The sequence below is a fragment of the Plantibacter sp. MDV22-iso1 genome, from assembly GCF_058408345.1.
Map to the genome: position 1 here is coordinate 368,135 of NZ_JBZVDY010000003.1, position 23,241 is coordinate 391,375.

Consider the following 23,241-nt stretch of genomic DNA (forward strand, 5'->3'; position numbering starts at 1 on the left):
ACGGCGGAGGAGACCGCGTGAGGCAGGTGCAGGAGCGGACCGGCGCGTCTCCCCTCCTCGGTGCGGTTCCGCGCACACAACCCGACATCCAGCTGCTCCGCGCGATCGCCGTCCTGTCCGTCGTGGTCTTCCACCTGTCGTCGAGCCTCCTGCCCGGTGGGTACGTCGGCGTCGACGTGTTCTTCGTCGTCAGCGGCTATCTGATCACGAGCCACCTCGCACGCCAGGCCACCGAGACGGGCCGCATCGACCTCCCGGCGTTCTGGGCCCGCCGCATCCGGCGACTCCTGCCGGCCGCGCTGCTCGTCCTCGCCGTCACCGCGATCCTCGTCTGGCGGTTCGCTCCGCCGAGCGCCTGGACGCAGTTCTTCACCGAGACCGTGGCGGCCGGGACCTCCTGGGAGAACTGGTTCCTGGCCGGGAGCTCCGTCGACTACCTCGCGCAGGGAAGCGCCGCGTCGCCGGTCCAGCACTTCTGGTCGCTGTCCGTCGAAGAGCAGTTCTACCTCGCCTGGCCACTCGTCGTCGTGCTGTGCGTGTGGCTCACCCGGCGGCGAGCGTCGGACCTCCGCCGCACCCTCGGTGTGGCGCTCGGGATCATCGGTGCCGCCTCACTCCTGTGCTCGATCCTGTACACGGCGGCGGATCCGGCGCCGGCGTACTTCGCCACACCGACACGTGCCTGGGAATTCGCGGCCGGAGGGCTGCTCGCGCTCCTCGGGCCGGTCGTGGTCGTGCACCGCACCCGCTGGCGGACGGCCTCCGGCGTCCTCGGCGTCGTCCTCCTGGCGGTCGCGCTGATCGCATTCACCGAGCGGACGGCCTTCCCCGGCATCGCCGCCGCCCTCCCGGTCCTCGGGACGCTCCTCGTGATCGTCGGTGGGTCGTCGACCCACCGGTGGTCTGTGACGACCATTGCGCGCACACGTGCGTCGCTCCTGCTCGGCGATCTCTCCTATTCGCTGTATCTGTGGCACTGGCCGCTCATCGTGGTCGCGCCGTGGGTGCTCGGCGTGCCCGTCGCGCTCGGCGATCCGCTCGGTTGGGCGGTCGCTGCCGCACTCCTGGTCGTCGCCGTGGTCCTCGCCGCGCTGACGAAACGGTTCGTCGAGGACCCCGTCCGACGAGCCCCCGTCCTCGCGCACGCGCGCTCCACACGGACCGTCCTGCTGGCTGGCGCGGCGACCGCACTCGTGCTCTGCATCCCGACGGCGGGGTTGCTGACCGTCGCCGCCGAGGAACGCACCCTCGCGAGCACCGTGGACACCTATGTCACGGACGGCGAGCCGTGTTTCGGGGCCGACGCGGCCGTCTCGGGCTGCACCAATCCGGCATTGGCGGACGAACTGCTGCCGCCGCTCTCGGTGCGGACCGAGGACACGGGTGACACCTTCCGGTGTTCCGCAGCCGCCGATGCGCCGGACTTCCCCGGCTGCACCTTCGGTTCCCATCGCCCGGACGCCACGCGGGTCGCGCTCACCGGGAACTCGCACGCCACGATGCTCATCCCCGGCCTCGTCGACCAGCTCGAGGCACGCAATTGGCGGCTCGACGTGTACGTCGGCAAGGGCTGCGAGTGGCGGGAGCCGGGACCGGACGACTCGGCGGCCTGTGACGCGCGGCGGACGCTCATGCAGCAGGCGTTCACGGGTGAGCGGCCGTACGACATCATCCTGGTGACCTCGAAGAGTCCGGACGAGACGTCGGTGGCCGAGCAGGCCGCGATCCGCGGCGCGACGCTCGCGGCCTGGAGACCGGTGCTCGAGCAGGGGACGTCGATCGTCGTGCTGCGGGACAATCCCCGTGTACCGACCGAAGCGGCGGCGTGCGTCGACCGCACGAGCGCGGCCGAGCTCATCGCGGGGGCGTGCGCCTTCCCCGTGGCCGAGGCGTACCCGACGTTCGACCTGAACACCGCCACGGCGGCGATGACCGACGGTGCCGTGCCGGTCGTGGACCTCGGCGAGCTGTACTGCGCCGCCGGGACCTGTCCGCTCGCCGTCGGGAACGTGCTCGTCTATCGCGATCTGCACCACATCACGGCCACCTGGTCGCGGACCCTGGGCCCGTTCCTCGTCGACCGGATCCGAGCCGCCACCTCCCGAGGGTGACCAGCCCCTGACCTGGTGGAGTGCCAGCGCGGTGCGCTGACGCGAGGGTGTCGAACCCGGCGTCGGCGCGGTGCGCTGACGCGAGCGCGGGGGAACCGGCACGACCGCGGGGCACACGCGTGAGCGCGCCCCTCTGGAGACCCGCGCTCACGTCCCCGACCCGCGGTGACGTCAGCGCACCGCGCTGGCGACCACCCAAGACAGCCAGGCCGGGGGGTCAGGCGGAGGTGGGCTCGTACTGCCGGCGATCGCCGACGACGCCCGCGAAACGGAACGGCGCTCCGGTCTCGCGCGGACGGTCGGAGTCGTGGACGTCGGCCGACGCCGCGTCCTCGAGGAGCTGCAGGTAGCGGGCATCGTCGACGACCGTCCGCGCATCGAGCTGCGCACGGTTCGCGTCGCTCCGCAGCGCCGAGCGGTAGCCCGGTCGCACGATGCCGCTGAAGCACTCCGCGACCGCACCCGATCCGTAGCTGAGGAACGCGATGCGCCGACCGGTGAGGTCGTCGTCACCGTCGAGCAGCGCGAGCAGCGCGAGGTACACGGAGGCCGTGTAGCTGTTCCCGATCCGGCGGTTGTACCCGGTCGTCGGCTCGATCTGTGCGTCCAACTCCTCCTGGGTGCGCCCTGCGCCGAGCGACTTGGCCAGGTGCCGGTGCGCCTTGATCGCCATCTTCGTGAACGGCTGGTGGTAGCAGAAGTGGTCGACCTCGGAGAAGTCCGCTCCGCCGCGTGACCGGTAGTCCGCCCAGGCACCCTCGATCGCGTCCTGGTAGGCGGAGATCGACAGCTTGCCGTCGACGATCGCCGTCGCACTGTGGTTCGGGCGCCAGAAGTCCATGACGTCCTGCGTGTAGACGCCGGTCGCGGTCTCGAGCTCGAGGATGGCCGGATCTGCGGCCACGAGCATGGCGACGGCCCCGGCGCCCTGCGTCGGCTCGGCGTTGGAGTGCAGTTCGTACCGCGCGATGTCGCTCGCGATCACCAGTACCGTCTCCTCGGGGTTCCGCGCCACGAGCGCCGCCGCGAACTGCAGCGCCGCCGTGGCCGAGTAGCAGGCCTGCTTGAGCTCGACCACGCGGACCGCCTGCGGCAGGCCGAGGAGCCGGTGCACGTAGACGCCCGCGGATTTCGACTGGTCGATCCCGGACTCGGTGGCGAACAGGACGGTCCGGAGCCGGTCGCTGCCGTGCCGTTCGATGATGGGCGCGGCAGCGGCGGCGGCCATCGTCACGATGTCCTCGTCGGCGGCCGGGACGCTCATCTCGCTCTGGCCGAGACCGACGTAATACTTGGCGGGCTCGACGCCGAAGCGCCCCGCGAGCTCGGCGAGGTCGATGCGGTTCGCACCGGTCGCGAAGGCGATGTCGTCGATGCCGACGGCGGGGCTGGTGGTCTGGTTGGTGTTCACGTGCGGGGTGCTCCGTTCGAGCGTCGACGATGCACCGGTCCCCCGGTGCGGTGGGAGGGTCAGGCGGGCGCGCCGGCCGCGGTCTGCGCGCTGCGTTCGAGCTTCAGGTGGGCGGCCATGAGTTCACCGGGGTTGGTCTGCGCGGCGAGGAGTGACAGTTCGCCACACCAGACGGCGGCAGCGCACAGGACGGCGAGTCGCCGGGCGTTGGCGCCGGGTTCACGGTCCTCGCGGCATCCGAGGCGGGTGAGGTTCTCCTCGACGAAGCCGAGCCCCTTGCCGTTGCCGACCGTGCCGACGATGAGGTTCGGCAGGGTGCAGGAGAAGTAGAGGTCGCCGTCGTGGACCTCGGCGTGCGTGACGCCCTGCGAGCCCTCGACGATGTTCGCCGCGTCCTGGCCGGTCGCCAGGTAGAACGCGAGCAGCATGTTGGCGTAGTGGGCGTTCGCGCTGCGCAGACCGCCGGCGAGGATCGTCCCGACGAGGTTCTTGCGCACGTTCAGCTGCACGATCTGCTCGGGCGTCGTGTGCAGGAACCGCTCGACGATCGCCCGCGGGATCGTCATCTCCGTGACGACGTTCTTGCCACGGCCCAGGATGCCGTTGACCGCGGTCGCCTTCTTGTCGGAGCAGAAGTTGCCGGAGATCGAACCGTACCGGAGCATCGGCCAACGCTCCATGATGTACGGCATGAGACGGTCCGCCGCGAGCGTGACCATGTTGTGCCCGGACGCGTCACCCGTGCGGAACTCGAGGCGCAGGAAGAGCAGGTTGCCGGCGATCTGCGAGTTGATCTCGATGAGTTCTGCGAAGTGGCTCGACCGGGCGACGACGGCCTGCAGCTCGGGCAGGCTGCGCTCGATCTCGCGGAGCGCCTGCAGGGCGTCGCCGGCGGAGTCGACCTCGAACAGGACGGAGCGGCTCATCCGCTCGTCGACGAGCGTCGCGCGGATGCCGCCGGGGACCATGGAGGAGATGCGGGCGCCCCGTCGGACCGACGGCCAGAGCGGGCTCTCGTAGGTGGCGAGCGGGACCTCCTGCTCGCCCTCCATGACGTTGCCGCTCAGGTGGAGCGGACCGATCCACTTGAGTGGGACCGGTGCGACGCCGTCGGGTTCGTTGCTCATGCGTGGGGTTCCGTTCCGCCCCGGAGGACGTCGTGCTGCTCGGCGAAGGCACGAGCGTAGGTGGATCTGATGGATTCGACCGCGTCGTCGTCGGTACGGCTGATCTCCGACGGCCCCCACGGGCTGTGGGCGGCGTCGATGAGTCCGGTCGGCGGGTGCACCGTGAGCGGGAGCCGCTCGATGCCGTGCGCCGACCAGTCGTCCTCGAGGGCGGCGGTGGAGACGGACTGCCCGATGAACGCGATCCCGCAGTCGCCACCACCGGCACCGGAGGACTTGGCGGCCCCGCCGAGGCGTTCGGCGGCGTCGCAGAGTTGCGCGAGCGCGGCGGTCTCGATGTCGACACCGGCGTCGCGGCCGAGACCGGCGAGCGTCGCGCGCGCGGAGCGGACGGCGCCGAGCACGAGGGCCGGGTCCTCGTCGTTCAAGCCGATCGTGAGGGCGTCGACGGCGGCGCGACTGGCCGCGAGGAACGAGGTGTAGTGGGCGGTCTCCGCCCACTTGCGGGACTGCAGCTCGTCGACGAGACGCGTGGTCGAGGCGGGCTCGCCGGTCCAGCCGACGAGGAGCCGGAGGGAGGTCGGTGGCGACAGACGCTCGAGCCCCAGCTCGGCCCAGGGGTCGCGGAGGGCTGCGAGCACCCCTTCGCGGTGGCGCACCTCCCGCAGCCGCGCCCGGTCGGGCGAGGTGTAGCGGAGCCAGCCGCCGAACATGCTCGCCGCGAGGTCGCCCCCGGAGGCTGCCGGCGCGACGTCGATGGTGGCGAGGATCGCGAGCTTGAGCATCTGCGTCCGGGTCAGGTCGAGCTGGTAGAACTCGTCGAGGGCGCGGATGGTGGCGGTCGTCACGGCGGCACTCGAGCCGAGGCCGAACTTCCTGCCGCTCGCGTCGTCGAGCTCACTGGTGATGGACAGCGCGGAGAACCGCTGCGCCACGCCGAGCTCGGCGACGAGGGTCTCCATCGTGCTCACGGCGGAGAGGACGTGGTCGAGCGGGCGTTCCTCGTGCTCGACGACGACCCCGTTGCGGTTGCGACGCCAGATGATGGGCGCTCGGCCGTACTGGTCGGAGAAGATGCGGCCCTCGTGCTCGCTCGCCTCGAGTCGGACGGTGACGCACCGGTCGACCGCGACGAGGATGGAGGGGTGCCCTGGTTCGACGACGGCGTACTCGCCGGCCACGAAGAGCTTGCCGGGCGCATTGATCTCGATCATCGCGCTCCTTCCGTTGTCTGCTCGCCCGCCGATCCGCCGGGCTCCGAGGTGATGAGCCTCGCGCCCCGTCCGGCTCTGGCGGGGATGACGCCGATGTCGGGCTGCGCCTCGAGGATCCGAGTCGCGAGCTCGTCGACCGCGTCGGCTCGACACAGGATCTTCACGTTCGGGCCGGCGTCCATCGTCGCATAGCATTCGAGGCCGTGGCCTCTGAGGTTTGCGACGAGGTCGAGCAGTTCCACGCTCGCCGGTCCCCAGTACCGGACCGGCGGCTCGGCGCCGAGCATCGTGGCGTGCATCCGCATCGCGTTCCGCTCGGCGATCGTGCCCACGGAGGTGAAGTCGGCGCGGGCGATCGCGGCGAGCATCTCCTCGAGTTCGACGGGGGTGCGTTCCACCCAGGCGGGGTAGTACGGCGAGGTGTCGACCGTGCGCCGCATGCCGTCGCGGCTGGAGACCGACTTGGCCCGGGCGTCGAGGACGGTGAGGACCATGCCGAGCTCGAGTCCGGGCGCGGGCACCGCCTCGGCGAAGGAGCTCTCGTCATCGTGGCCGGCGTGCCAGACGGCGATCCCGTCGAAGATCGAGCGGGAGGCCGACCCCGAGCCACGGCGGGCCAGGCGGGAGAGGGCACGGCGATCGAGGTCGAGTCCGAACGCGGTCGATGCGGCGAGCGCCAGCGCGGCGAAGCCCGAGGCCGAGGAGGCGAGGCCGGCCCCCGTCGGGATCTCGTTGTGGGAGTCGACGGTGACGCGCTCGTCTCGGTCGGCGAGCGCGCGCACGAGGTCGATGAAGCGTGTGACACGGGAGCGGGCGGTGCCCTCGAGGGGGCGTCCGCCGAGGAGCACGACGTCGTCGGCTGCGTCCGTCAGTCGCACCGTCGTCGTCGTGGGCGCTGCGTCGAGGGTCAGTGAGAGGCTTCCAGTCCACGGGAGGATGAGCGCCTCGTCCCGCTTGCCCCAGTACTTGACGAGGGCGATGTTGGGGTTGGCCAGCGCGGTCGCGGCGCCGTCGGCCGACGCGGTCTCGGCGTGCTGCTGTGGGGTCGGGGTCACGCGTAGTCCTCCGCGTCGATCGTCCAGGTGCCGAGTGCTCCGGCCTCGAGGAGGGCTTGCGAGATGCGTCGGGCTGACGCGGGGTCCGCGGCGAGGGTGATGATGCATCCACCCTGCCCGCCGCCCGTGAGCTTCGCGCCGAGGGCGCCGTTCGCCGCGGCGACCGCGATGAGCGCCGTGATGGCGGGGTGACCGGCGCCGAGTTCGTCGAGGACCACCTGCGCCGCGTTCATGCGGGTCCCGAGGTCATCGCGGCGGTCCGCGGCGAGGTCGGCGACGCCCTCCACGGTCCCGCGTTCGAGCTCGGCCAGCAGCGCCCGGCCGCGCTCGGGGTGCAGCTCGACGAAGGTGCGGACGTCGGCGACCGCCTTCCGGGTCGATCCGCGCGCACCGGTGTCGGCCACGACGAAGCTGCCGCCGAAGCGGATCGGCGGATGCTCGACGCGGCCGGCGGTGAAGAGGATGGGCGTCGAGGCGCTCGTCGCCCGGGCGTCGAGACCGCTGGGCGTCCCGTGGGCGACGCGTTCGCCACGCTGCACGAGCTCGAACCGGTCGGCGTCGTCGAGCGCCACACCGTGGAGGTCGGCGACGGCGTCGACGATCGCGTTGGCCGCTGCGGCACTCGAGCCGAGGCCTCTGCCGATCGGCAGCGTCCCGCGGACGACGACCTCGACGCCGGCCGGTGCCGCACCGACGTGCGCGAGGGTCTCGAGGACGGTGGTCCCGAGCGGATCGGAGGCGTCGAGCGGGCCGAGCGAGATCTCGGTGTCGAGGACCGAGGCCCCGTCGATGCGCCGGGCGGTCGCCTCGACCCGGAGCGACGGGATGGGCAGGGCGACGGCTGGAGAACCGTAGACGACGGCGTGCTCGCCCAGCAGGATCGCTTTGGCGTGCGCGAAGCCGCGACCGGTCGCAGCCGTGTGCTCTGTCGTCATCTCACCATTCTGGTCCGAAAAACATGCAGCTGGCTGCACATCGGTCGTCCGGTCGCGATCCGATCCACCACGGGCCGGCCCGTGAGCCGCCCCGCAGCGCATCCGGGCGCTGCGCGATGGGCCGTCGACGGGAGCCGCCGGAGCGCTCACGGCGTGTCCCATACGTACCGGAAACACCCAGCCTACGCCGATCGGCCGGGTTCGGCTCGTTACGGTTGAGTGGGCCGGACGGCCCGGTTAGGATCGGAACACCTCCATTCATGCAGACGACGGCCGCCGCACCCAGCGCCCGCGTCGACACGGACCCACCCTCCAGCGACGTAGATCCGGTCCCGTCATCTCACCGTCTCCGGGCCGTCCAGCGCCCGCATTCCGAGGGGTACCCCGTCGTGATCTCGTCTTCCGTTCCACCGCGCCCGCGCACCGCAGCACCATCGCCCCTGCCCGACCTCGTCGATCGCCAGACCGACAAGAGCGACTGCGGCGTCGGCTTCATCACCCGTAAGGACGGCGTGCAGAGCCACGACGTCATCGCCCTCGGCGACACCGCCCTGTGCGCCATCCCCCACCGCGGCGGCATGTCCTCCGAGGGTGTCGGCGACGGAGCGGGCGTGCAGATCGACCTCTCGGTCGACTTCTTCAGCTCCCTCGTCGGCAAGCCGCTCGTCGCCGGGCGGTTCGGCGTCGCGAACGTCTTCCTCCCGGTCGACCACGGTCGGATCGGCGACGCCGAGGCGCTCATCGAACGCTCGCTCGCCGAGGCCGGCTTCACCGTGCTGCTCACGCGTGCCGTGCCGACGGTCGACGCCGTCCTGCGCCCGAAGGCCGTGCAGTACCAGCTGCCGATCCGGCAGTGGATCTTCGAGCCGTCGGACGACGCCTCCACGGAGGACCTCGACCGGCGCGCGCACGCGGCCCTGCTCGCGATCGAGGCCACCGCCTACACGGACCTCACCCTCGACGGCCTGTACCCGCTGTCGCTCAGCACGCGCACGCAGGTCCTGAAGGGACGCCTCAACTCCGGCGAGGTCATCCCCTACTTCGCCGACCTGGCCGACCCCCTGCACCGGGTGAGGACCCTCGCCTTCCACACCAGGTTCTCGACGAACACCGCTCCCCACCCGTCGATGGCGCAGCCCTTCCGCCTCATGGCGCACAACGGCGAGCTCAACACCGACCGCAAGAACCGTCTGTCCGAGACGGCGCTGGCGGCATCGCGGGGCCGGAAGATCATCCGGGCCAGGGGTCAGTCGGACAGCTCGCGCCTCGACCAGACGCTGCACAGCCGCGTCGTCGAGGACGGCCTCGAACTGCTCGAGGCGGTCGTATCGGTCATGCCCCCGGCCTGGGAGAACGATCGCACGCTGAGCCGCGAGGTTCGGGCGATGCTCGAGTACTTCTCGCTCGTCGAGGAGAAGAACGACGGCCCGGCCGCCCTCATCTTCAACGACGGCACGACCGTGGGCGCCCGGCTCGACCGCCTCGGCCTGCGCCCACTGCGCAGCGTCGAGACGGCGGACTACCTCTGCGTCACCTCCGAGGCGGGGCAGCTGCCGTTCCCGGACGACGAGGTGGTCCACCGCGGTCGCATCGAGGCCGGTGGCATGCTCGCCTACGACCACCGCACGGGCACGCGCCTCCGAACGGGCGAGGCGCTCGAGCTCCTCGCGGCACGCAAGGACTACCCGGCGATGCTCGCCGCATCGGCCACCGACCTCGACGCGCTCGAGGACCGGGGCGTCCCGGTGTCGGCACTGACGGCCTCGGCGGACGACGCGTTCGCCTACCGCGGTGGGCTGAGTCAGGTGCAGCGCTACGTCGCCTACTCCCTCAACCAGGAGAGCTTCCGGTTCATGACGGACCCGATGCTCGCCTCGGGCAAGGAGCGGATCTCGGCGATGGGCTACGGCAACGCCATCAACGCCCTGTCCGACCAGGAGGGCGGCCTGGCGAAGTACTTCTCCCAGCGCTTCGCCCAGGTGACCAACCCGCCGCTCGACAGCATCCGTGAGGCTGACGGCATGACCCTGCGGGTCGCGCTCGGTCCGAAGCCCGGTAGCGGCACGGTCGGCACGAAGCAGCTCGTCCTCCGATCCCCCATCGTCAGCGAAGACGAACTGCGGCGCCTCAGCGCTCAGCACGAGTCGCCGGTCGCGTGGTTCGACATCCTCTACCGGCCCGAGGTGGACGCGCAGGCGAACGCCGACGCGCTCGAGGCCGCCGTCGAGCGCGTGGCCGCGGAGGTCGCCGGGTTCGCCGCAGAGAACGGCGGCATCGCGATCCTCAGCGACCGCGGCGTCCACGCGGAGGGTGCTGCCCTGCCGCTCATCCTCGTCGTGGCGGCCGTCAACCAGCGACTCATCGACGACGGCCTCCGGCTCCGCGTGTCGCTCGTGGTCGACAGCGGCCAGCTGCCGTCCTCGCACCACGTCGCCTCCGCCCTCGGCTTCGGTGCATCGGCGGTGCACCCGCTCGCGGTCCGTCTCCGCGCCGAACAGCAGCACCCCGACGACGTGGAAGCCGCGTTCCGACGGTTCGCGTACGCCGCCGAGAAGTCGCTCCTGAAGACCATGGGTCGGGTCGGCCTGTGCACCGTCGAGAGCTACATCGGCGGCGAGTTCTTCGAGCCGAACTACCTCGACACGAGCGACCCCGTGCTCGCGCGCGCCTTCCCGCACCTCCGCGCCCCCGTCGGCGGCGTCGGGTTCGCCGGGATCGCCCGGACGGCGAGCGCCTGGCACCAGCGCGCCCTGACGACGTCGAGCGACGCGGACGTCCCGCTCCTCGGCCTGTTCAAGGAACGCGCCGAGGGCGCCGGCCACTCCTACGGGACGACCGCGGTCCGCGGCTTCGTCGACCTCACCGAGGAGCCCGTGCAGCTGCCGCGAGCGGGCACGACCGCCGTCGACCGCGACGGCGGCATGCTCGGCGACGACCCGCTGCGCCTCCACACCATCGGGAACCTCGAGGACGCGTTCGGGATCGACGACGACGCCTACCAGCACACCTCCTTCGACGCCCTCGACGACGACGAGATCGACGCCTTCACCATCACGCCCGGCTACCGCTCCTTCGTCCAGTCGATGACCACCGAGCGGCGCCGTCGCCCGGCCGCCCTCCGCGACGTGCTCGTGCTGCCGGAGGACATCACCCGGCTGACCACCCCGGAGGAGTTCGCGCGCGAGCTCGATCGGCTCGGCCCCGTCGGCAACTCCTCGATCGTCGTCCGCGGCCTGCGCGCGACGCGGACCGAACAGGGGCGGCACCGGCTGCAGCTCACGGGACCGCTCGCGGGCGACCTCACGCGGGTCTCGGCGCTCGGCGAGTACTACGTCCACCGCTTCGGTGGCGAGGTGACGGGGCACTGGATCTCCGGTGGCGACCTCATCGTCGAGGCGACGGGGTCCGCCGACGACTACTTCTCGATGCTCGTCGAGGGTGCCGAGAGCATCTCGACCGACCTCGTCCAGCCGGCGAGCGAAATCACCCGATCCCTCGCATCCGGGGCGATGAGCCACGGCGCGCTCGTGGCGACCGCCCACGAGGCGGTGGCCCACGGCACCAACATGGTCGGTGGGATGTCGAACAGTGGCGAGGGCGGCGAACACCTGTCCCGCTACGGGACCATCCGCGGCTCACGCATCAAGCAGTTCGCCTCCGGGCGCTTCGGCGTCTGGGCCGGCTACCTCGCCGACCCGATGCTCCAGGAGCTCGAGATCAAGATCGGCCAGGGCGCCAAGCCCGGCGAGGGCGGTCAGCTCCCGGCTCCCAAGGTGACGGTGGACATCGCCGCCGCCCGGGGTGGCACGCCCGGCATCGAGCTCGTCTCGCCGCCACCGCACCACGACACCTACTCGATCGAGGACCTCGCGCAGCTCATCCACGACTGCAAGGCGGCACGGGTCCGCGTCGTCGTCAAGCTCGTCTCCTCCGAGGGCATCGGCACGATCGCCGTCGGCGTCGCCAAGGCCGGTGCCGACGTCATCAACGTGGCCGGCAACACCGGAGGGACCGGCGCAGCCGCCGTGACGAGCCTCAAGTACGCCGGACGCAGCGCCGAGATCGGCATCGCCGAGGTCCACCAGGCCCTCAGCGCGAACGGTCTGCGGTCGAAGGTCACCCTGCGCTGCTCCGGCGCGCACCAGACCGGTCGCGACGTCGTCATCTCCGCCCTGCTCGGCGGCGACAGCTTCGAGTTCGGGACCACCGCGCTCATGATGCTCAAGTGCGTCATGGCGAAGAACTGCAACGTGAAGTGTCCGGCCGGTCTCACGACCAACCCGGAGACCTTCGACGGCGACCCACGCGCGCTCGCGCAGTACCTCCTGAACATCGCGCACGACGTCCGCGAGCGGCTCGCCATCCTCGGCCTCCGCTCGCTCCGCGAAGCCCGCGGTCGCACCGACCTCCTCCACCTCGTCGACCACCCGGCCGCCGTCGCGGACCTCGACCTGCGGGCCATGCTCGCGGTCGTCCCCGAGGTCGTCGTCACCGACCCCGTCTACCTGGAGAAGGACTTCACGCTCGACGACGCCCTCATCGAGCGGGTACGGGCAGGACTCTTCGACGACGGCCGGACGACGCTCGACCTCGGAGCCGAGGACGCCGACGGCGGGATCCGCCTCGGCAACCGCTGGCGTTCCGTGGGCGGGCAGCTCGCGATCGACCTCGAGCGCATCCTCAACCACGAGCTCGACGACGCCCAGGCGGCGGCGATCCCGTCCGTCGTCACCGACGACCGCGGCCACCGTTCGCTCGCCGCCGACACCGTGACCATCCGTACCGAACACTCCGCGGGGCAGTCGTACGCGGCGTTCTGCGTCGACGGCCTGCACTGGCGGCACACCGGCACCTGCAACGACGGCGTCGGGAAGAGCGCCTCCGGTGGCACCATCGCGATCCTCTCCCCCGGCGGCGGCAGCTCGGAGGACGGCGGCAACGTCCTCATCGGCAACTTCGCGCTCTTCGGGGCGACCGGCGGACGCACCTTCGTCCAGGGCGAGGCCGGCGACCGCTTCGCCGTCCGCAACTCGGGCGCAACCGCGGTCGTCGAAGGCGTCGGCGACTACGCCTGCGAGTACATGACCAACGGCGCCGTGCTGAACCTCGGCGGCTTCGGTATCGGCTTCGGCAACGGGATGAGCGGTGGCTTCGTCTACCAGTACGACCCGCGGGGCGAACTGCCGAGCAAGGTCAGCGCGGACTCGCTCCTCCTCGGATCGATCACCGAGGGCGAGCAGGCCGCGTTCCACGAGGCCGCCGTGCTCCTGCTGCTGGAGTGGCACGTCGAGGCGACCGGTTCGCCGCTCGCCTCCCGGTTGCTCGCCGAGTGGGACACGGCGAGGCACCAGTTCGTGTTCGGCATGCCGCGCGCACTGCTCCTCTACCAGGACAGCGACGCGATCCTCGCGGCCAAGAGCCGGAAGGAACTCCTCGACGAGCTCGGCGCGGCCCTCGCGGCGCAGCAGCTCCGCACCTTCAAGCTCGACTACCGCGACCGCCGGCCGGTCCGCGGCGGTCGTGCCCCCGGACTCGGCGAACCGGCGGCGGACCCGCAGGACGTCTACGCACTCCTCACGAGCTACACGGTGCTGAAGCTCGCCCAGGAGGTCGCGCTGTCCCGCACCCCCGGCGTCGACGACCCGTCGCACCCGCTCGTGCAGGCGAGCGTGCGCACGCTCATCCTCACCGAGGACTTCTTCGTCATGCAGCGGGTGCAGCGGGCGGCTCGAGAGCTGCTCGAACGGTACGACGACGGGGCGCTCGCCGCCATGATCGCGGCGAAGCGACTCCACGACTACACGGAGGCCCTGCGGCTGCGGAACGTGCGGTCGATCGACCACCCGGGCACCACGGGGTGGATCATGCACCAGCACGCCAAGAACCGTGCCCGATCCGCAGTGACCGGTGGCACCGAAGCACTCCTTGCATCGGCCGCTCTGGCCGAACTGACGCTGGCGGGTGGCCGATGAACGCGCCCGGCCCGGAGGGGATCATGACCGAGACACGGACACCGACGGCGATCGGATCGAGCCCGGTGCTCTTCGAGGCGCTCGCCGCGCTCGGCAGCAGCGCCGACGACCCGTTCATCCCGGCGGACGCACCGTTCAGCCCCGAGCAGCGTGTCTGGCTCGCCGGTTTCCTGGCCGGTGTCCGCTCCAGCGCGATCGACGCCACCGACGCAGGTGGCCGCACGCCGCAGCTCGCCCTGCACGTGCTCGTCGGGACGCAGACGGGCACCGCGGAGGCCATCGCGGAGGATCTCGGCCGAGCCGCCTCCGGCTACGGTGTGGCGGTGACGACGATCGGGCTCGACGACGTCGAGGTCGACCGGCTCCCGACGATGGGACACGTCGTCGTCATCACCTCCACGTACGGCGAAGGTGAGATGCCCGACAACGCCGAACTGTTCTGGGAGACGCTTCAGGCGAGCACCGCACCACGCCTCGACGGCCTGAAGTTCTCCGTGCTCGCGCTCGGCGACTCCGGATACGACGGGTTCTGCCAGGCGGGCAAGCTCATCGACACGCGTCTGGAGCAGCTCGGCGCGGAACGCATCCTCGCCCGCGTGGACTGCGACGTCGACTACGAGGAGCCCGCCGCGGCGTGGACCACGCAGGCGCTGTCGCTGTTCGGCGCCCTCGCCCCGACGGACGCCGATGCGGCACCCGCTCCCGCGCCGGCGGCCAAACCGGCGAAGAAGCCCGGCCGCACGCGTTCACCGTGGACCCGCAAGACGCCGTACGGCGCGACCCTCGCCGTCAACCGCGTCCTGTCCGGGCCCGCCTCGTCGAAGGAGATCCGGCACTACGAGTTCGACCTTGGCGACAGCGGCATCGAATACGCGGCCGGCGACGCCCTCGGCGTCATGCCGAGCAACGACCCGGCGCTCGTCGACGCCATCATCGCCGAACTGGACGCGACCGCGGACGAGTCGGTCGACGGCTCGACCCTGGCGGACCGGCTCACCCACGGGTTCGAGATCCGCACCCCGTCGAAGGACCTCGTGGCCGAGCTCGCCGACCGCGCGCCGGACTCGGAGCTGGCGGGGATCCTCGCGCTCGCCCAGGCGGAGACGCTCGACTCCTGGTTGCGCGACCGCGACATCCTCGACCTCCTGCGCTCCACCGCGGTCCGGTTCGACGCCGCCTCGCTCCTCGACGTGCTGCGTCCGCTCCAGCACCGCGCGTACTCGATCTCGTCCAGTCCGCTGGCGGCCGACGGGCGCGTGCACCTCACCGTCGCGAGCGTCCGGTACGCGGTCGGCGACCGTCTGCACGGCGGCGTCGCGTCGACGCATCTCGCCGACCGGGTCGCGGAGGGTGCCACGAGCGGGATCTTCGTCTCCGCGAACGCGGGCTTCCGGGTGCCGTCGGACGACGATGCACCGCTCATCATGGTCGGCCCGGGAACCGGGATCGCGCCGTTCCGCTCGTTCCTCCAGGAGCGCCGCGAGCGCGGGGCGACGGGTCGGAACTGGCTGTTCTTCGGCGACCAGCACCGCGCGCACGACTTCATCTACGAGGACGAACTCGGCGAGCTGCTCACCGGAGGGGTGCTGGACCGTCTGGACCTCGCGTTCTCCCGCGACCAGCGCGAGAAGGTGTACGTCCAGACCCGGATGCGCGAGAACGGCAAGGAGCTCTACGCCTGGCTCGAAGAGGGCGGCCACTTCGCCGTCTGCGGTGACGCCTCACGGATGGCGAAGGACGTCGACCAGGCGTTGCACGAGCTCATCGCCGAACACGGCGGGCGTTCGACGGAGGCCGCGGCCGAGTACGTGCACACGCTGAAGCGCGAGAAGCGCTATATCCGCGACGTGTACTGAGGCGCTCCGGGGTCGAGGGCGAGGCCCTTCGACAGGCTCAGGGACCGGTCATCGGTCCCTGAGCCCAGCCCTCGGTCCCTGAGGCCCTCACCCGGCCCCTGAGCTTGTCGAAGGGCGGTCAGGCGTTCTCGGCTCCGAGCAATGCCGCGGCGGCGCGTGCCTCGTACACGACGTCGTCGAGATCGTCGCCCGCGACGTTGACGTGGCCGACCTTGCGCCCGGGGCGGGGGTCCTTGCCGTAGTTGTGCACCTTCGCCAGCGGGTGCGCACCGAGGACCTGCGGGTAACGGTCGTCGAGCGTCCCCTCCGCGGGCCCGCCGAGGACGTTCACCATGACGGTCCAATCGCGGTGGCAGCCCGTCCAGCCGAGGGGCAGGTCGAGGACGGCGCGCAGGTGCTGCTCGAACTGGCTCGTGACGCTACCGTCCTGCGTCCAGTGCCCGCTGTTGTGCGGACGCATGGCGAGTTCGTTGATGAGCAGGCGGTCGTCGTCGGTCTCGAAGAGTTCGACGGCCAGGACGCCCGTCACCCCGAGCGCGGTCGCGACGGTCACGGCGATCTCCTCCGCGGTGTCGGCGAGCCGACCGGCCGAGCCGGGCGCCGGAGCGATGACCTCGCTGCACACCCCACCGAGTTGGACGGTCTCGACGACGCGCCACGGCACCACCTCGCCGGACGGGCGCCGGGCGACGAGCTGGGCGAGCTCGCGCCGGAACGACACCAGCTCCTCGACGAGCAGTGCTCCGCCGTTGGCGTCCTCGGAGAGCGCTGTGAACCAGTCGTCGACCTCGTTCGGTCCGTGGACGACGCGGACGCCCTTGCCGTCGTAGCCACCACGTGGCGTCTTCACGACGCCCTTCCCGCCGTGCTCGGCGAGGAAGGCGGCGAGCTCCTCCTGATCGTGCACGCGCGCCCAGTCGGGCACCGGCAGTCCGAGCTCCGTGAGGCGTTCGCGCATGAGCAGCTTGTCCTGGGCGACGGCGAGCGCGTCCGGTCCCGGGTGTACCTGCACACCGGCGTCGACGAGCGCCCGCAGGACGTGCTGTGGCACGTGCTCGTGGTCGAAGGTGATGACGTCGACCGTCTCGGCGAAGGCGAGCACCGTGTCGGCGTCGCGGTAGTCGCCCACCTCGACGGTGGCGAGCCGGGCAGACATGCCCTCCTGCTCGGCGAGCACCCGGATGTCGAGTCCGAGGTTCACGGCCGCGGGCACCATCATCCTGGCCAGCTGACCACCGCCGATCACTCCGACGCGAATGCTCATGGGTTCACTCCAGCTCTCCGGCGACCGGCCGGCGGGTCTCGTTTCGGCAGGCGGGACGGGCGGATCCGGAGGCGGATCGGCGGGTGCCCCGACTCGAACATCGTACCGGCCGGGCGCGCCCCGCACCGGTCAGCGTCGGACCGGTGGCTGCTGCATCGGAGGCGGTGCTGCCGGGTACGGCGCGGCGATGCTCTGGTTCTCCGCGACGAGCTCGTGCAGGGCGTTCTGGACGAGGACCGCACCGGGGACGTCCCGTAGGACGACCGGCACCTCGCCACCGCTCGTCACCCGGACGTTGCCGCTCCCGAAGGCGCTCTGCACCCAGCTCTTGTGCACCGTGATGCCGTAGCCGCGGGCGTGGTAGAGCTCCTGGCGCGTCCGCACGAAGAACCCGCGACGGACGATCAGTCGCCGGGTCGTGATCACGTAGCGGACCGACAGCCAGGCGATGAACGGCAGGACGCAGGCGACCAGCACGATCACCCCGCCGCCGATGAGGACGGCCCAGTTCTGCCACTCGAGGTCGAACGAGCCGAAGAAGTACGCACCGGCGCCGCTCACCGCGATGAGCAGGAGGGCGGGGAGCAGGAGCCGCCGGGCATGCGGACGCAGGCGTGCGACCACACGTTCGGTCGCCGCCGCGGGAGGAGCCGGCCTGCCCGGCCCCGTCATACCGGGATCAGCCATACTCCCATTCTTAGCAGTCGCGGCAACCCGCCGCCTGCTCCCACCCCGCCCGTCGGCGATCCCGAGCATCCGTACATCGGCCGCCCGGCTAGCATGAAGGCGTGAAACCGGCCGACAGCACCGCACCGACGGCGCAGCACCCCGGCGTCGTCGGGTCGTTCCTCGAGGGGATCGGCATCCTCTTCGGCGGGTTCCGCCTCTGGGGTACCTCGCCAAAGCGCATGCTGCTCGGCATGGTCCCCGCCGCGATCGTGGGCGTCGTGTTCATCGCGCTGCTCGTCCTCCTCGGCGTCAACGCCGCCACGATCGTCGACTGGGCGACACCGTTCGCCGACACCTGGGACGAGCCGTACCGCTCGTCCATCCGGGTGGCCGCAGCGGTGGCATTGGTGGCCGTCGCCGTCGTGGTGATGCTGTACGCCTACGCCGCAGCGACGCTCCTCGTCGGCGACCCCTTCTACGAGCGGATCTGGGCCGACGTCGAACGCACCCTCGGCGACGCTCCTCCGGAGTCGGGTGAGTCCGCCTGGCGCGGACTCCTCACCGGTGTCACCCGGGCACTCGGCCTGCTCATGCTCACCATCCCGACGGCGGCCGTCCTCTTCCTCCTCGGCTTCGTCCCGGTGATCGGCCAGACGGTGGTCCCGGTGCTCGGGCTCGCCATGAGCGGTTGGTTCCTCGCCCTCGAGCTGACGGGCTACGCGTTCGACGCGAGGGGATTGTCGTTGCGCGACCGCCGCCGGACCCTCGCGAGGAGACGCGCCCGCACCCTGGGCTTCGGGATGACGGTCGCGGTCCTCTTCCTCCTGCCGGTCCTGTCCGTGCTGGTCATGCCGGCAGCCGTCTCCGGCGCGACGGTACTCGCACGCCGGTCCCTCACCGAACAGGCGGGAACGCTCAGCGCACGTGCGTGACGTCGCCGGCCGCCACCGCGACCGGCGCACCACCGTCGGTCGGTCGGACGACGAGCCGCCCGTCGGCGTCGATCCGCTCGGCCGTCCCGGTCAGGACGTCGCCGCCGGGGAGTTCCACCCGCACCGAGCTGTCCAACGTCACGCATCGCTCGGTGACCGCAGCTCGGAGCCCGCTGGCCTCGGCGTCACCGGACGCCGCCAGGTAGGCGTCGTACAGTGTGCCGAACGCGCGCAGGTAGCCGACGAGGACGGTGTCCGGGTCAGGATCGACGAGACCGGCGAGCGCGAGCGAGGTGGACCGGTCGGTCGGCAGTTCCTCGGCACGCTGACGGAGGTTGACACCGGTCCCGAGGATCACCGCGTCCCCACTCGGCAGCAGCTCGGCGAGGATGCCGGACACCTTCCGACCGCCGATGAGCACGTCGTTCGGCCACTTCACGTCGGCGGGCACCCCGAGCTCCCGGAGCGACTCCGCGAGCGCCGCACCCGCGAGGAGCGGGAGCCAGCCGTAGGCCTGCAGCGGGAGCGGATCACCCGACGGAGTGACCGGCCGAAGCAGGACCGAGACGGCGAGTGACGTGCCGGGTGGCACTGTCCACACGCGACCGAGGCGGCCTCGTCCCCCGCGCTGATCGTCGGTGACGACGACCGCGCGGTCCGGCCACGCGTCGCCGCCGTCCTCGCGCACGCGTCGGGCGAGTTCGTCGTTGGTGGAGCCGGCGTGGGCGAGGATCTCGAGGCGTGGGACGAGGGCGGCGGTGAGGGGCAGATCCATGGCACAACCCTACTGAGGCCGGTCGTCGGTGCCCGCGTCACCCACCGGCATGCTTGGACGATGCCGACAACGGATCAGCGCGCCGCTTGTACCCGATCGTCAACGGGTCGGCCGGGGGACCACCGGGTAAGGTGAAAGCGTGACCGACGAAACCACCTCCGGCCCTGACCTGTACACGACGGCCGGGAAGCTCGCCGACCTCAAGAACCGCTATCACGAGGCCGTGACGGCGAGCGGCGAAGCCGCCATCGAGAAGCAGCACAAGAAGGGCAAGCTCACCGCGCGGGAACGCATCGAGCAGCTGCTCGACCACGGCAGCTTCGTCGAACTCGACGAGTTCGTGCGGCACCGCACGACCGCCTTCGGCATGGACCGCTCACGACCGTACGGCGATGCCGTCGTCACCGGCACCGGCACCATCCACGGCCGCCAGGTCGCCGTGTACTCGCAGGACTTCACCATCTTCGGCGGTTCGCTCGGTGAGGTCGCCGGCGACAAGATCATCAAGATCATGGACCTCGCGTTGAAGACGGGCGTCCCGATCATCGGCATGCTCGACTCCGGCGGCGCGCGCATCCAGGAGGGCGTCGTCGCGCTCGGCAAGTACGGCGAGATCTTCCGACGCAACACGCAGGCCTCCGGGGTCATCCCGCAGATCTCCATCATCATGGGTCCGGCGGCCGGCGGCGCCGTCTACTCCCCCGCACTCACCGACTTCGTCATCATGGTCGACAAGACCAGCCAGATGTTCGTCACGGGCCCCGACGTCATCAAGACCGTCACGGGCGAGGACGTCGGCATGGAGGAGCTCGGCGGCGGGTACACGCACAACACCCGCTCGGGCGTCGCCCACTACCTCGCGAGCGACGAGCCGGATGCCCTCGACTACGCCCGGACCCTCGTCGGCTTCCTGCCCGACAACAACCTGTCCGAGGCCACGGTCTTCGACGTCGAGGTGGAGCTGGAGACGACCGACGAGGACCGTCGCCTCAACACCCTCATCCCCGACTCGCCGAACCAGCCCTACGACGTGAAGACCGTCATCGAACACGTCGTCGACGACGCCGACTTCCTCGAGGTCCAGCCGCTCTTCGCGCCGAACATCGTCATCGGTTTCGCGCGCGTCGAAGGACGGTCGGTCGGTGTCATCGCGAACCAGCCCTCCCAGATGGCCGGGACGCTCAACATCGAAGCGGGCGAGAAGGCGAGTCGGTTCGTCCGGTTCTGCGACGCGTTCAGCATCCCGATCCTCACCCTGGTCGACGTCCCCGGCTACCTGCCCGGCACCGACCAGGAGTGGACCGGCGTCATCCGCCGCGGCGCGAAGCTCCTCTACGCCTATGCCGAGGCCACGGTGCCCCTGGTGACCGTCATCCTGCGCAAGGCCTACGGCGGCGCCTACATCGTCATGGGCTCGAAGCAGCTCGGGGCCGACATCAACCTCGCCTGGCCCACGGCCGAGATCGCGGTCATGGGCGGGCAGGGTGCCGTCAACATCCTGTATCGCGGCGAGATCAAGCGGGCCGAGGAGGCCGGCGAGGACGTCGCCGCCGTGCGCACGCGCCTCGCGAACGAGTACACCTACAACGTGGCGAGCCCGTTCCTCGCCGCCGAGCGCGGCGAGCTGGACGGCGTCATCGAGCCGGCTGCCACGCGGGTCTCGGTCATCAAGGCGCTCCGCGCACTCCGGACGAAGCGTGCGAGCCTGCCCGCCAAGAAGCACGGGAACATCCCGCTGTGAGCACCGGCACCGAGCCGAGCACGACCGAGCCGTCGTCGATCGATCTGCGGATCGTGCGCGGTGCGCCCACAGACGAGGAGCTGGCTGCGCTGACCGCGGTGCTGAGCGTCGCGATCGCCGAACAGGCGCTGCGCGACGCCGACACCGCCCCGGCGCCCCGCGTCCCGTCGACGTGGGAGCGGACGAGGCGGAACCTCCGTACGGGGATCACAGCAGGCCCCGGACACTGGCGCGCGTTCACGGGCTGAGCCGCCTGGGCGGACGACCACCGGTTGCCCCTCGTGGCGCGCGGTGCTGTCCCCCGTTCGTGTCCTCCATAGTGCCGACTGTCGGGGGTACCCCTGATGGGGGATGATCATTCTCGACAGTTGAGTCTCATCGAGACCACTTCACCAGCTCCTGCTCCATCTAGGGTAAGCGGGCAGGAGTTCGGGGGCGGGTCAGAGCAGTATTCGGGTTACCGCTCTGACCCACGAACGTCACGGAGGGCCAGCATCGGGTGCTGGCCCTCCTTTCGTTCGACCTCTCCCGCCGCCTGCGCGACTTCCCCCGGGTCCCTGAGCACCCTCCCCGGTCCGGAGCACCCCCGGCCCCTGAGCGCCCTCCTCCGATCCGGAGCACCCCCGGTCCCTGAGCACCCTCCCCGGTCCCCTGAGCACCCTCCCCGGTCCCTGAGCTTGTCGAAGGGCACACGGAGGCACCCCGACAACCGCAGTGACGGGAGGAGGTCCACCCGGTTTCCCTCCGGCTCCGAGCAACCCTGTCCCGGTCCCTGAGCCTGTCGAAGGGCACACGAGCAACTTCCACAGTCACCGTCACTCGGCATCTGGAATGTCAGTGGTCCATGGTGGACTGGAGCCATGATCGAGACCACCTCCGCAGTTCGAGCTGGCGACGAATACGCCGCGCAGCTCGCGGAGTTCTCGGACCGCTACGCGGACATCCAGCGTCGGCGTGCTGCTCTGGACGCCGAGGAGGCCCGGCTCCTCGCCCGTTCCGCCGCCTACGCGGACGCCTTCGCCGACGCCACGGTTCCGGCGTTCTTCCCGCCGGCGGAACGGCAGGCCCTGTCACGTCGGTCGACCTGTGCGGCGCTCGCGATGGCGACCCGGACGCCGGAACGGACGGTTCAGCGTGCGACCAACGATGCCGAACTGCTCGTGAACGAAGCGCCGGCTGTGCTCGAATCCCTCGAAGCCGGTCGTATTTCGGCGCGGCATGCGCAGACGATCATCGACCAACTCAGTGACGTGCCGACCGCGGGGCGGGCGGTGTTCCTCGCGGAAGTCTTGCAGGTCGCGGAAGCGTCCACCAACGCGAACCTCCGCAGGCGCGCCCGCGTCCTGCGCGAGCGTCTCCACCCCGAGTCGATCACCGCCCGCGCCCGGCGGTCCGAGGCGGACCGTCGGATCGAGTTCGAACCCGCCGCCGACGGCATGGCGTGGGTGCACCTGTTCACCACCGCACCGATCGCGCAAGGCATCATCGAGCGGGTCGAGACGGCAGCGACGGAATCGCGCAAGGCCGGTGACACCCGCACCTGCGGACAACTCCAGGCCGACGCGCTCGCGGCCCTCGCCCTGACCGGTGTGACCCCGGAAGACGTCGCATCGAACCCGGTGCTCCCGCACCCGATCGAGGTCCAGGAACACATCACACCGACCGTGCAGATCACCGTCCCGGCGCTCAGCATTGTCGGCATGAGCGATGCCCCGGCCGTGCTCGACGGCTACGGCCCCATCGACCCCGAGACCGCCGCACGCATCGCGGTGAACGCACCGAGCTACACCCGGATCCTCGTCCAACCCGAGACCGGTGCGGTTCTCTCAGTCGGGCGGAATCAGTACCGCGTTCCGGCCGACCTCCAACGCGCTGTACGCCTCCGGGACGGCACCTGTCGAGCACCAGGCTGCGGAAGACGGGCCCGGGCTTGCGACCTCGATCATTCGATCGCGTGGGAGGACGGAGGCACCACGGATGTCGGCAATCTCGCCTGCCTGTGTCGACATCACCATCGGATGAAGCACCTGCCGGGGTGGAACCTCGACCACAGACCCGGCGGGGTGCTCGATTGGACGACACCCGACGGGAAACACCACCGGACGGCACCCGATCCCGCCCCGTTCTGACCCCGCCGACGAAGGGGTTCCTCGTGGGCACTTCGACAAGCTCAGTGACC

General features: G+C 70.9%; 15 protein-coding genes. 7 read left to right on the top strand and 8 right to left on the bottom strand.

Annotated features, from left to right (window positions below; translation table 11 throughout):
* The first annotated feature begins 17 nt into the window (after window positions 1-17).
* The gene (locus AC4PMY_RS16545) at window positions 18-2,111 is read left to right on the top strand and encodes an acyltransferase family protein (RefSeq protein ID WP_491623224.1); all 2,094 of its coding nucleotides are present in this window, start codon (window positions 18-20) and stop codon (window positions 2,109-2,111) included.
* A 217-nt stretch (window positions 2,112-2,328) separates the two neighbouring features.
* Here the strand turns inward: AC4PMY_RS16545 and AC4PMY_RS16550 are convergent, their stop codons facing one another.
* From AC4PMY_RS16550 to mvk, 5 genes are read right to left on the bottom strand one after another with little or no spacing between them, the layout of a single operon-like run.
* Window positions 2,329-3,522 (bottom strand): hydroxymethylglutaryl-CoA synthase, encoded by a 1,194-nt coding sequence (locus tag AC4PMY_RS16550; RefSeq protein WP_064295178.1) that lies wholly within the window; start codon window positions 3,520-3,522, stop codon window positions 2,329-2,331.
* A 59-nt stretch (window positions 3,523-3,581) separates the two neighbouring features.
* Window positions 3,582-4,649, bottom strand: coding sequence for a hydroxymethylglutaryl-CoA reductase (locus AC4PMY_RS16555; RefSeq protein ID WP_071262514.1), 1,068 nt, complete (start codon window positions 4,647-4,649; stop codon window positions 3,582-3,584).
* Window positions 4,646-5,863 (bottom strand): phosphomevalonate kinase, encoded by a 1,218-nt coding sequence (locus AC4PMY_RS16560; RefSeq protein ID WP_491623225.1) that lies wholly within the window; start codon window positions 5,861-5,863, stop codon window positions 4,646-4,648. Before AC4PMY_RS16560 ends, AC4PMY_RS16555 begins: the two co-directional genes overlap by 4 nt.
* Window positions 5,860-6,918 (bottom strand): diphosphomevalonate decarboxylase, encoded by a 1,059-nt coding sequence (gene mvaD / locus AC4PMY_RS16565; protein ID WP_491623226.1) that lies wholly within the window; start codon window positions 6,916-6,918, stop codon window positions 5,860-5,862. Before mvaD ends, AC4PMY_RS16560 begins: the two co-directional genes overlap by 4 nt.
* A complete protein-coding gene (gene mvk, locus AC4PMY_RS16570; protein ID WP_064295174.1) occupies window positions 6,915-7,853 on the bottom strand; it encodes a mevalonate kinase in 939 nt (312 codons plus the stop codon). Before mvk ends, mvaD begins: the two co-directional genes overlap by 4 nt.
* A gap of 389 nt (window positions 7,854-8,242) precedes the next feature.
* Between mvk and AC4PMY_RS16575 the strand changes: the two genes are divergently transcribed.
* Both AC4PMY_RS16575 and AC4PMY_RS16580 read left to right on the top strand, forming a co-directional pair.
* Window positions 8,243-13,825: a glutamate synthase-related protein gene (locus AC4PMY_RS16575; protein WP_491623227.1), complete on the top strand. Its 5,583-nt coding sequence runs from the start codon at window positions 8,243-8,245 to the stop codon at window positions 13,823-13,825.
* A gap of 23 nt (window positions 13,826-13,848) precedes the next feature.
* Entirely contained in the window at window positions 13,849-15,681 is a 1,833-nt protein-coding gene (locus AC4PMY_RS16580) for a sulfite reductase subunit alpha (protein ID WP_082916047.1), read from the top strand.
* Window positions 15,682-15,799: 118 nt separating this feature from the next.
* Here the strand turns inward: AC4PMY_RS16580 and AC4PMY_RS16585 are convergent, their stop codons facing one another.
* Both AC4PMY_RS16585 and AC4PMY_RS16590 read right to left on the bottom strand, forming a co-directional pair.
* Window positions 15,800-16,945, bottom strand: a complete 1,146-nt coding sequence (locus AC4PMY_RS16585; RefSeq protein ID WP_064295173.1) for a 5-(carboxyamino)imidazole ribonucleotide synthase — start codon at window positions 16,943-16,945, stop codon at window positions 15,800-15,802.
* A 129-nt stretch (window positions 16,946-17,074) separates the two neighbouring features.
* Window positions 17,075-17,632: a PH domain-containing protein gene (locus AC4PMY_RS16590; protein WP_231884331.1), complete on the bottom strand. Its 558-nt coding sequence runs from the start codon at window positions 17,630-17,632 to the stop codon at window positions 17,075-17,077.
* A gap of 101 nt (window positions 17,633-17,733) precedes the next feature.
* On the opposite strand from AC4PMY_RS16590, the gene AC4PMY_RS16595 reads away from it, so the two are divergent.
* The gene (locus tag AC4PMY_RS16595; RefSeq protein ID WP_071262517.1) at window positions 17,734-18,546 is read left to right on the top strand and encodes an EI24 domain-containing protein; all 813 of its coding nucleotides are present in this window, start codon (window positions 17,734-17,736) and stop codon (window positions 18,544-18,546) included.
* On the opposite strand, the gene AC4PMY_RS16600 is transcribed toward AC4PMY_RS16595, so the two are convergent.
* A complete protein-coding gene (locus tag AC4PMY_RS16600; RefSeq protein WP_071262518.1) occupies window positions 18,530-19,321 on the bottom strand; it encodes a biotin--[acetyl-CoA-carboxylase] ligase in 792 nt (263 codons plus the stop codon). The two genes, AC4PMY_RS16595 and AC4PMY_RS16600, sit on opposite strands and share 17 nt — an antisense overlap.
* A 139-nt stretch (window positions 19,322-19,460) precedes the next feature.
* On the opposite strand from AC4PMY_RS16600, the gene AC4PMY_RS16605 reads away from it, so the two are divergent.
* From AC4PMY_RS16605 to AC4PMY_RS16615, 3 genes are all read left to right on the top strand, one after another.
* Window positions 19,461-21,062, top strand: coding sequence for an acyl-CoA carboxylase subunit beta (locus AC4PMY_RS16605; protein ID WP_071262519.1), 1,602 nt, complete (start codon window positions 19,461-19,463; stop codon window positions 21,060-21,062).
* Window positions 21,059-21,310: an acyl-CoA carboxylase subunit epsilon gene (locus tag AC4PMY_RS16610; RefSeq protein WP_083397471.1), complete on the top strand. Its 252-nt coding sequence runs from the start codon at window positions 21,059-21,061 to the stop codon at window positions 21,308-21,310. Before AC4PMY_RS16605 ends, AC4PMY_RS16610 begins: the two co-directional genes overlap by 4 nt.
* Before the next feature lie 612 nt (window positions 21,311-21,922).
* Window positions 21,923-23,191: an HNH endonuclease signature motif containing protein gene (locus AC4PMY_RS16615; RefSeq protein ID WP_491623228.1), complete on the top strand. Its 1,269-nt coding sequence runs from the start codon at window positions 21,923-21,925 to the stop codon at window positions 23,189-23,191.
* The last annotated feature ends 50 nt before the right edge of the window (window positions 23,192-23,241 follow it).

Coding starts and splice junctions, on each gene's coding strand:
- AC4PMY_RS16555 (WP_071262514.1), bottom strand. CDS start 4,649: ATGAGCAACGAACCCGACGGCGTCGCACCGGTCCCACTCAAGTGGATC.
- AC4PMY_RS16560 (WP_491623225.1), bottom strand. CDS start 5,863: ATGATCGAGATCAATGCGCCCGGCAAGCTCTTCGTGGCCGGCGAGTAC.
- mvk (WP_064295174.1), bottom strand. CDS start 7,853: ATGACGACAGAGCACACGGCTGCGACCGGTCGCGGCTTCGCGCACGCC.
- AC4PMY_RS16580 (WP_082916047.1), top strand. CDS start 13,849: ATGACCGAGACACGGACACCGACGGCGATCGGATCGAGCCCGGTGCTC.
- AC4PMY_RS16585 (WP_064295173.1), bottom strand. CDS start 16,945: ATGAGCATTCGCGTCGGAGTGATCGGCGGTGGTCAGCTGGCCAGGATG.
- AC4PMY_RS16590 (WP_231884331.1), bottom strand. CDS start 17,632: ATGGCTGATCCCGGTATGACGGGGCCGGGCAGGCCGGCTCCTCCCGCG.
- AC4PMY_RS16600 (WP_071262518.1), bottom strand. CDS start 19,321: ATGGATCTGCCCCTCACCGCCGCCCTCGTCCCACGCCTCGAGATCCTC.
- AC4PMY_RS16615 (WP_491623228.1), top strand. CDS start 21,923: ATGATCGAGACCACCTCCGCAGTTCGAGCTGGCGACGAATACGCCGCG.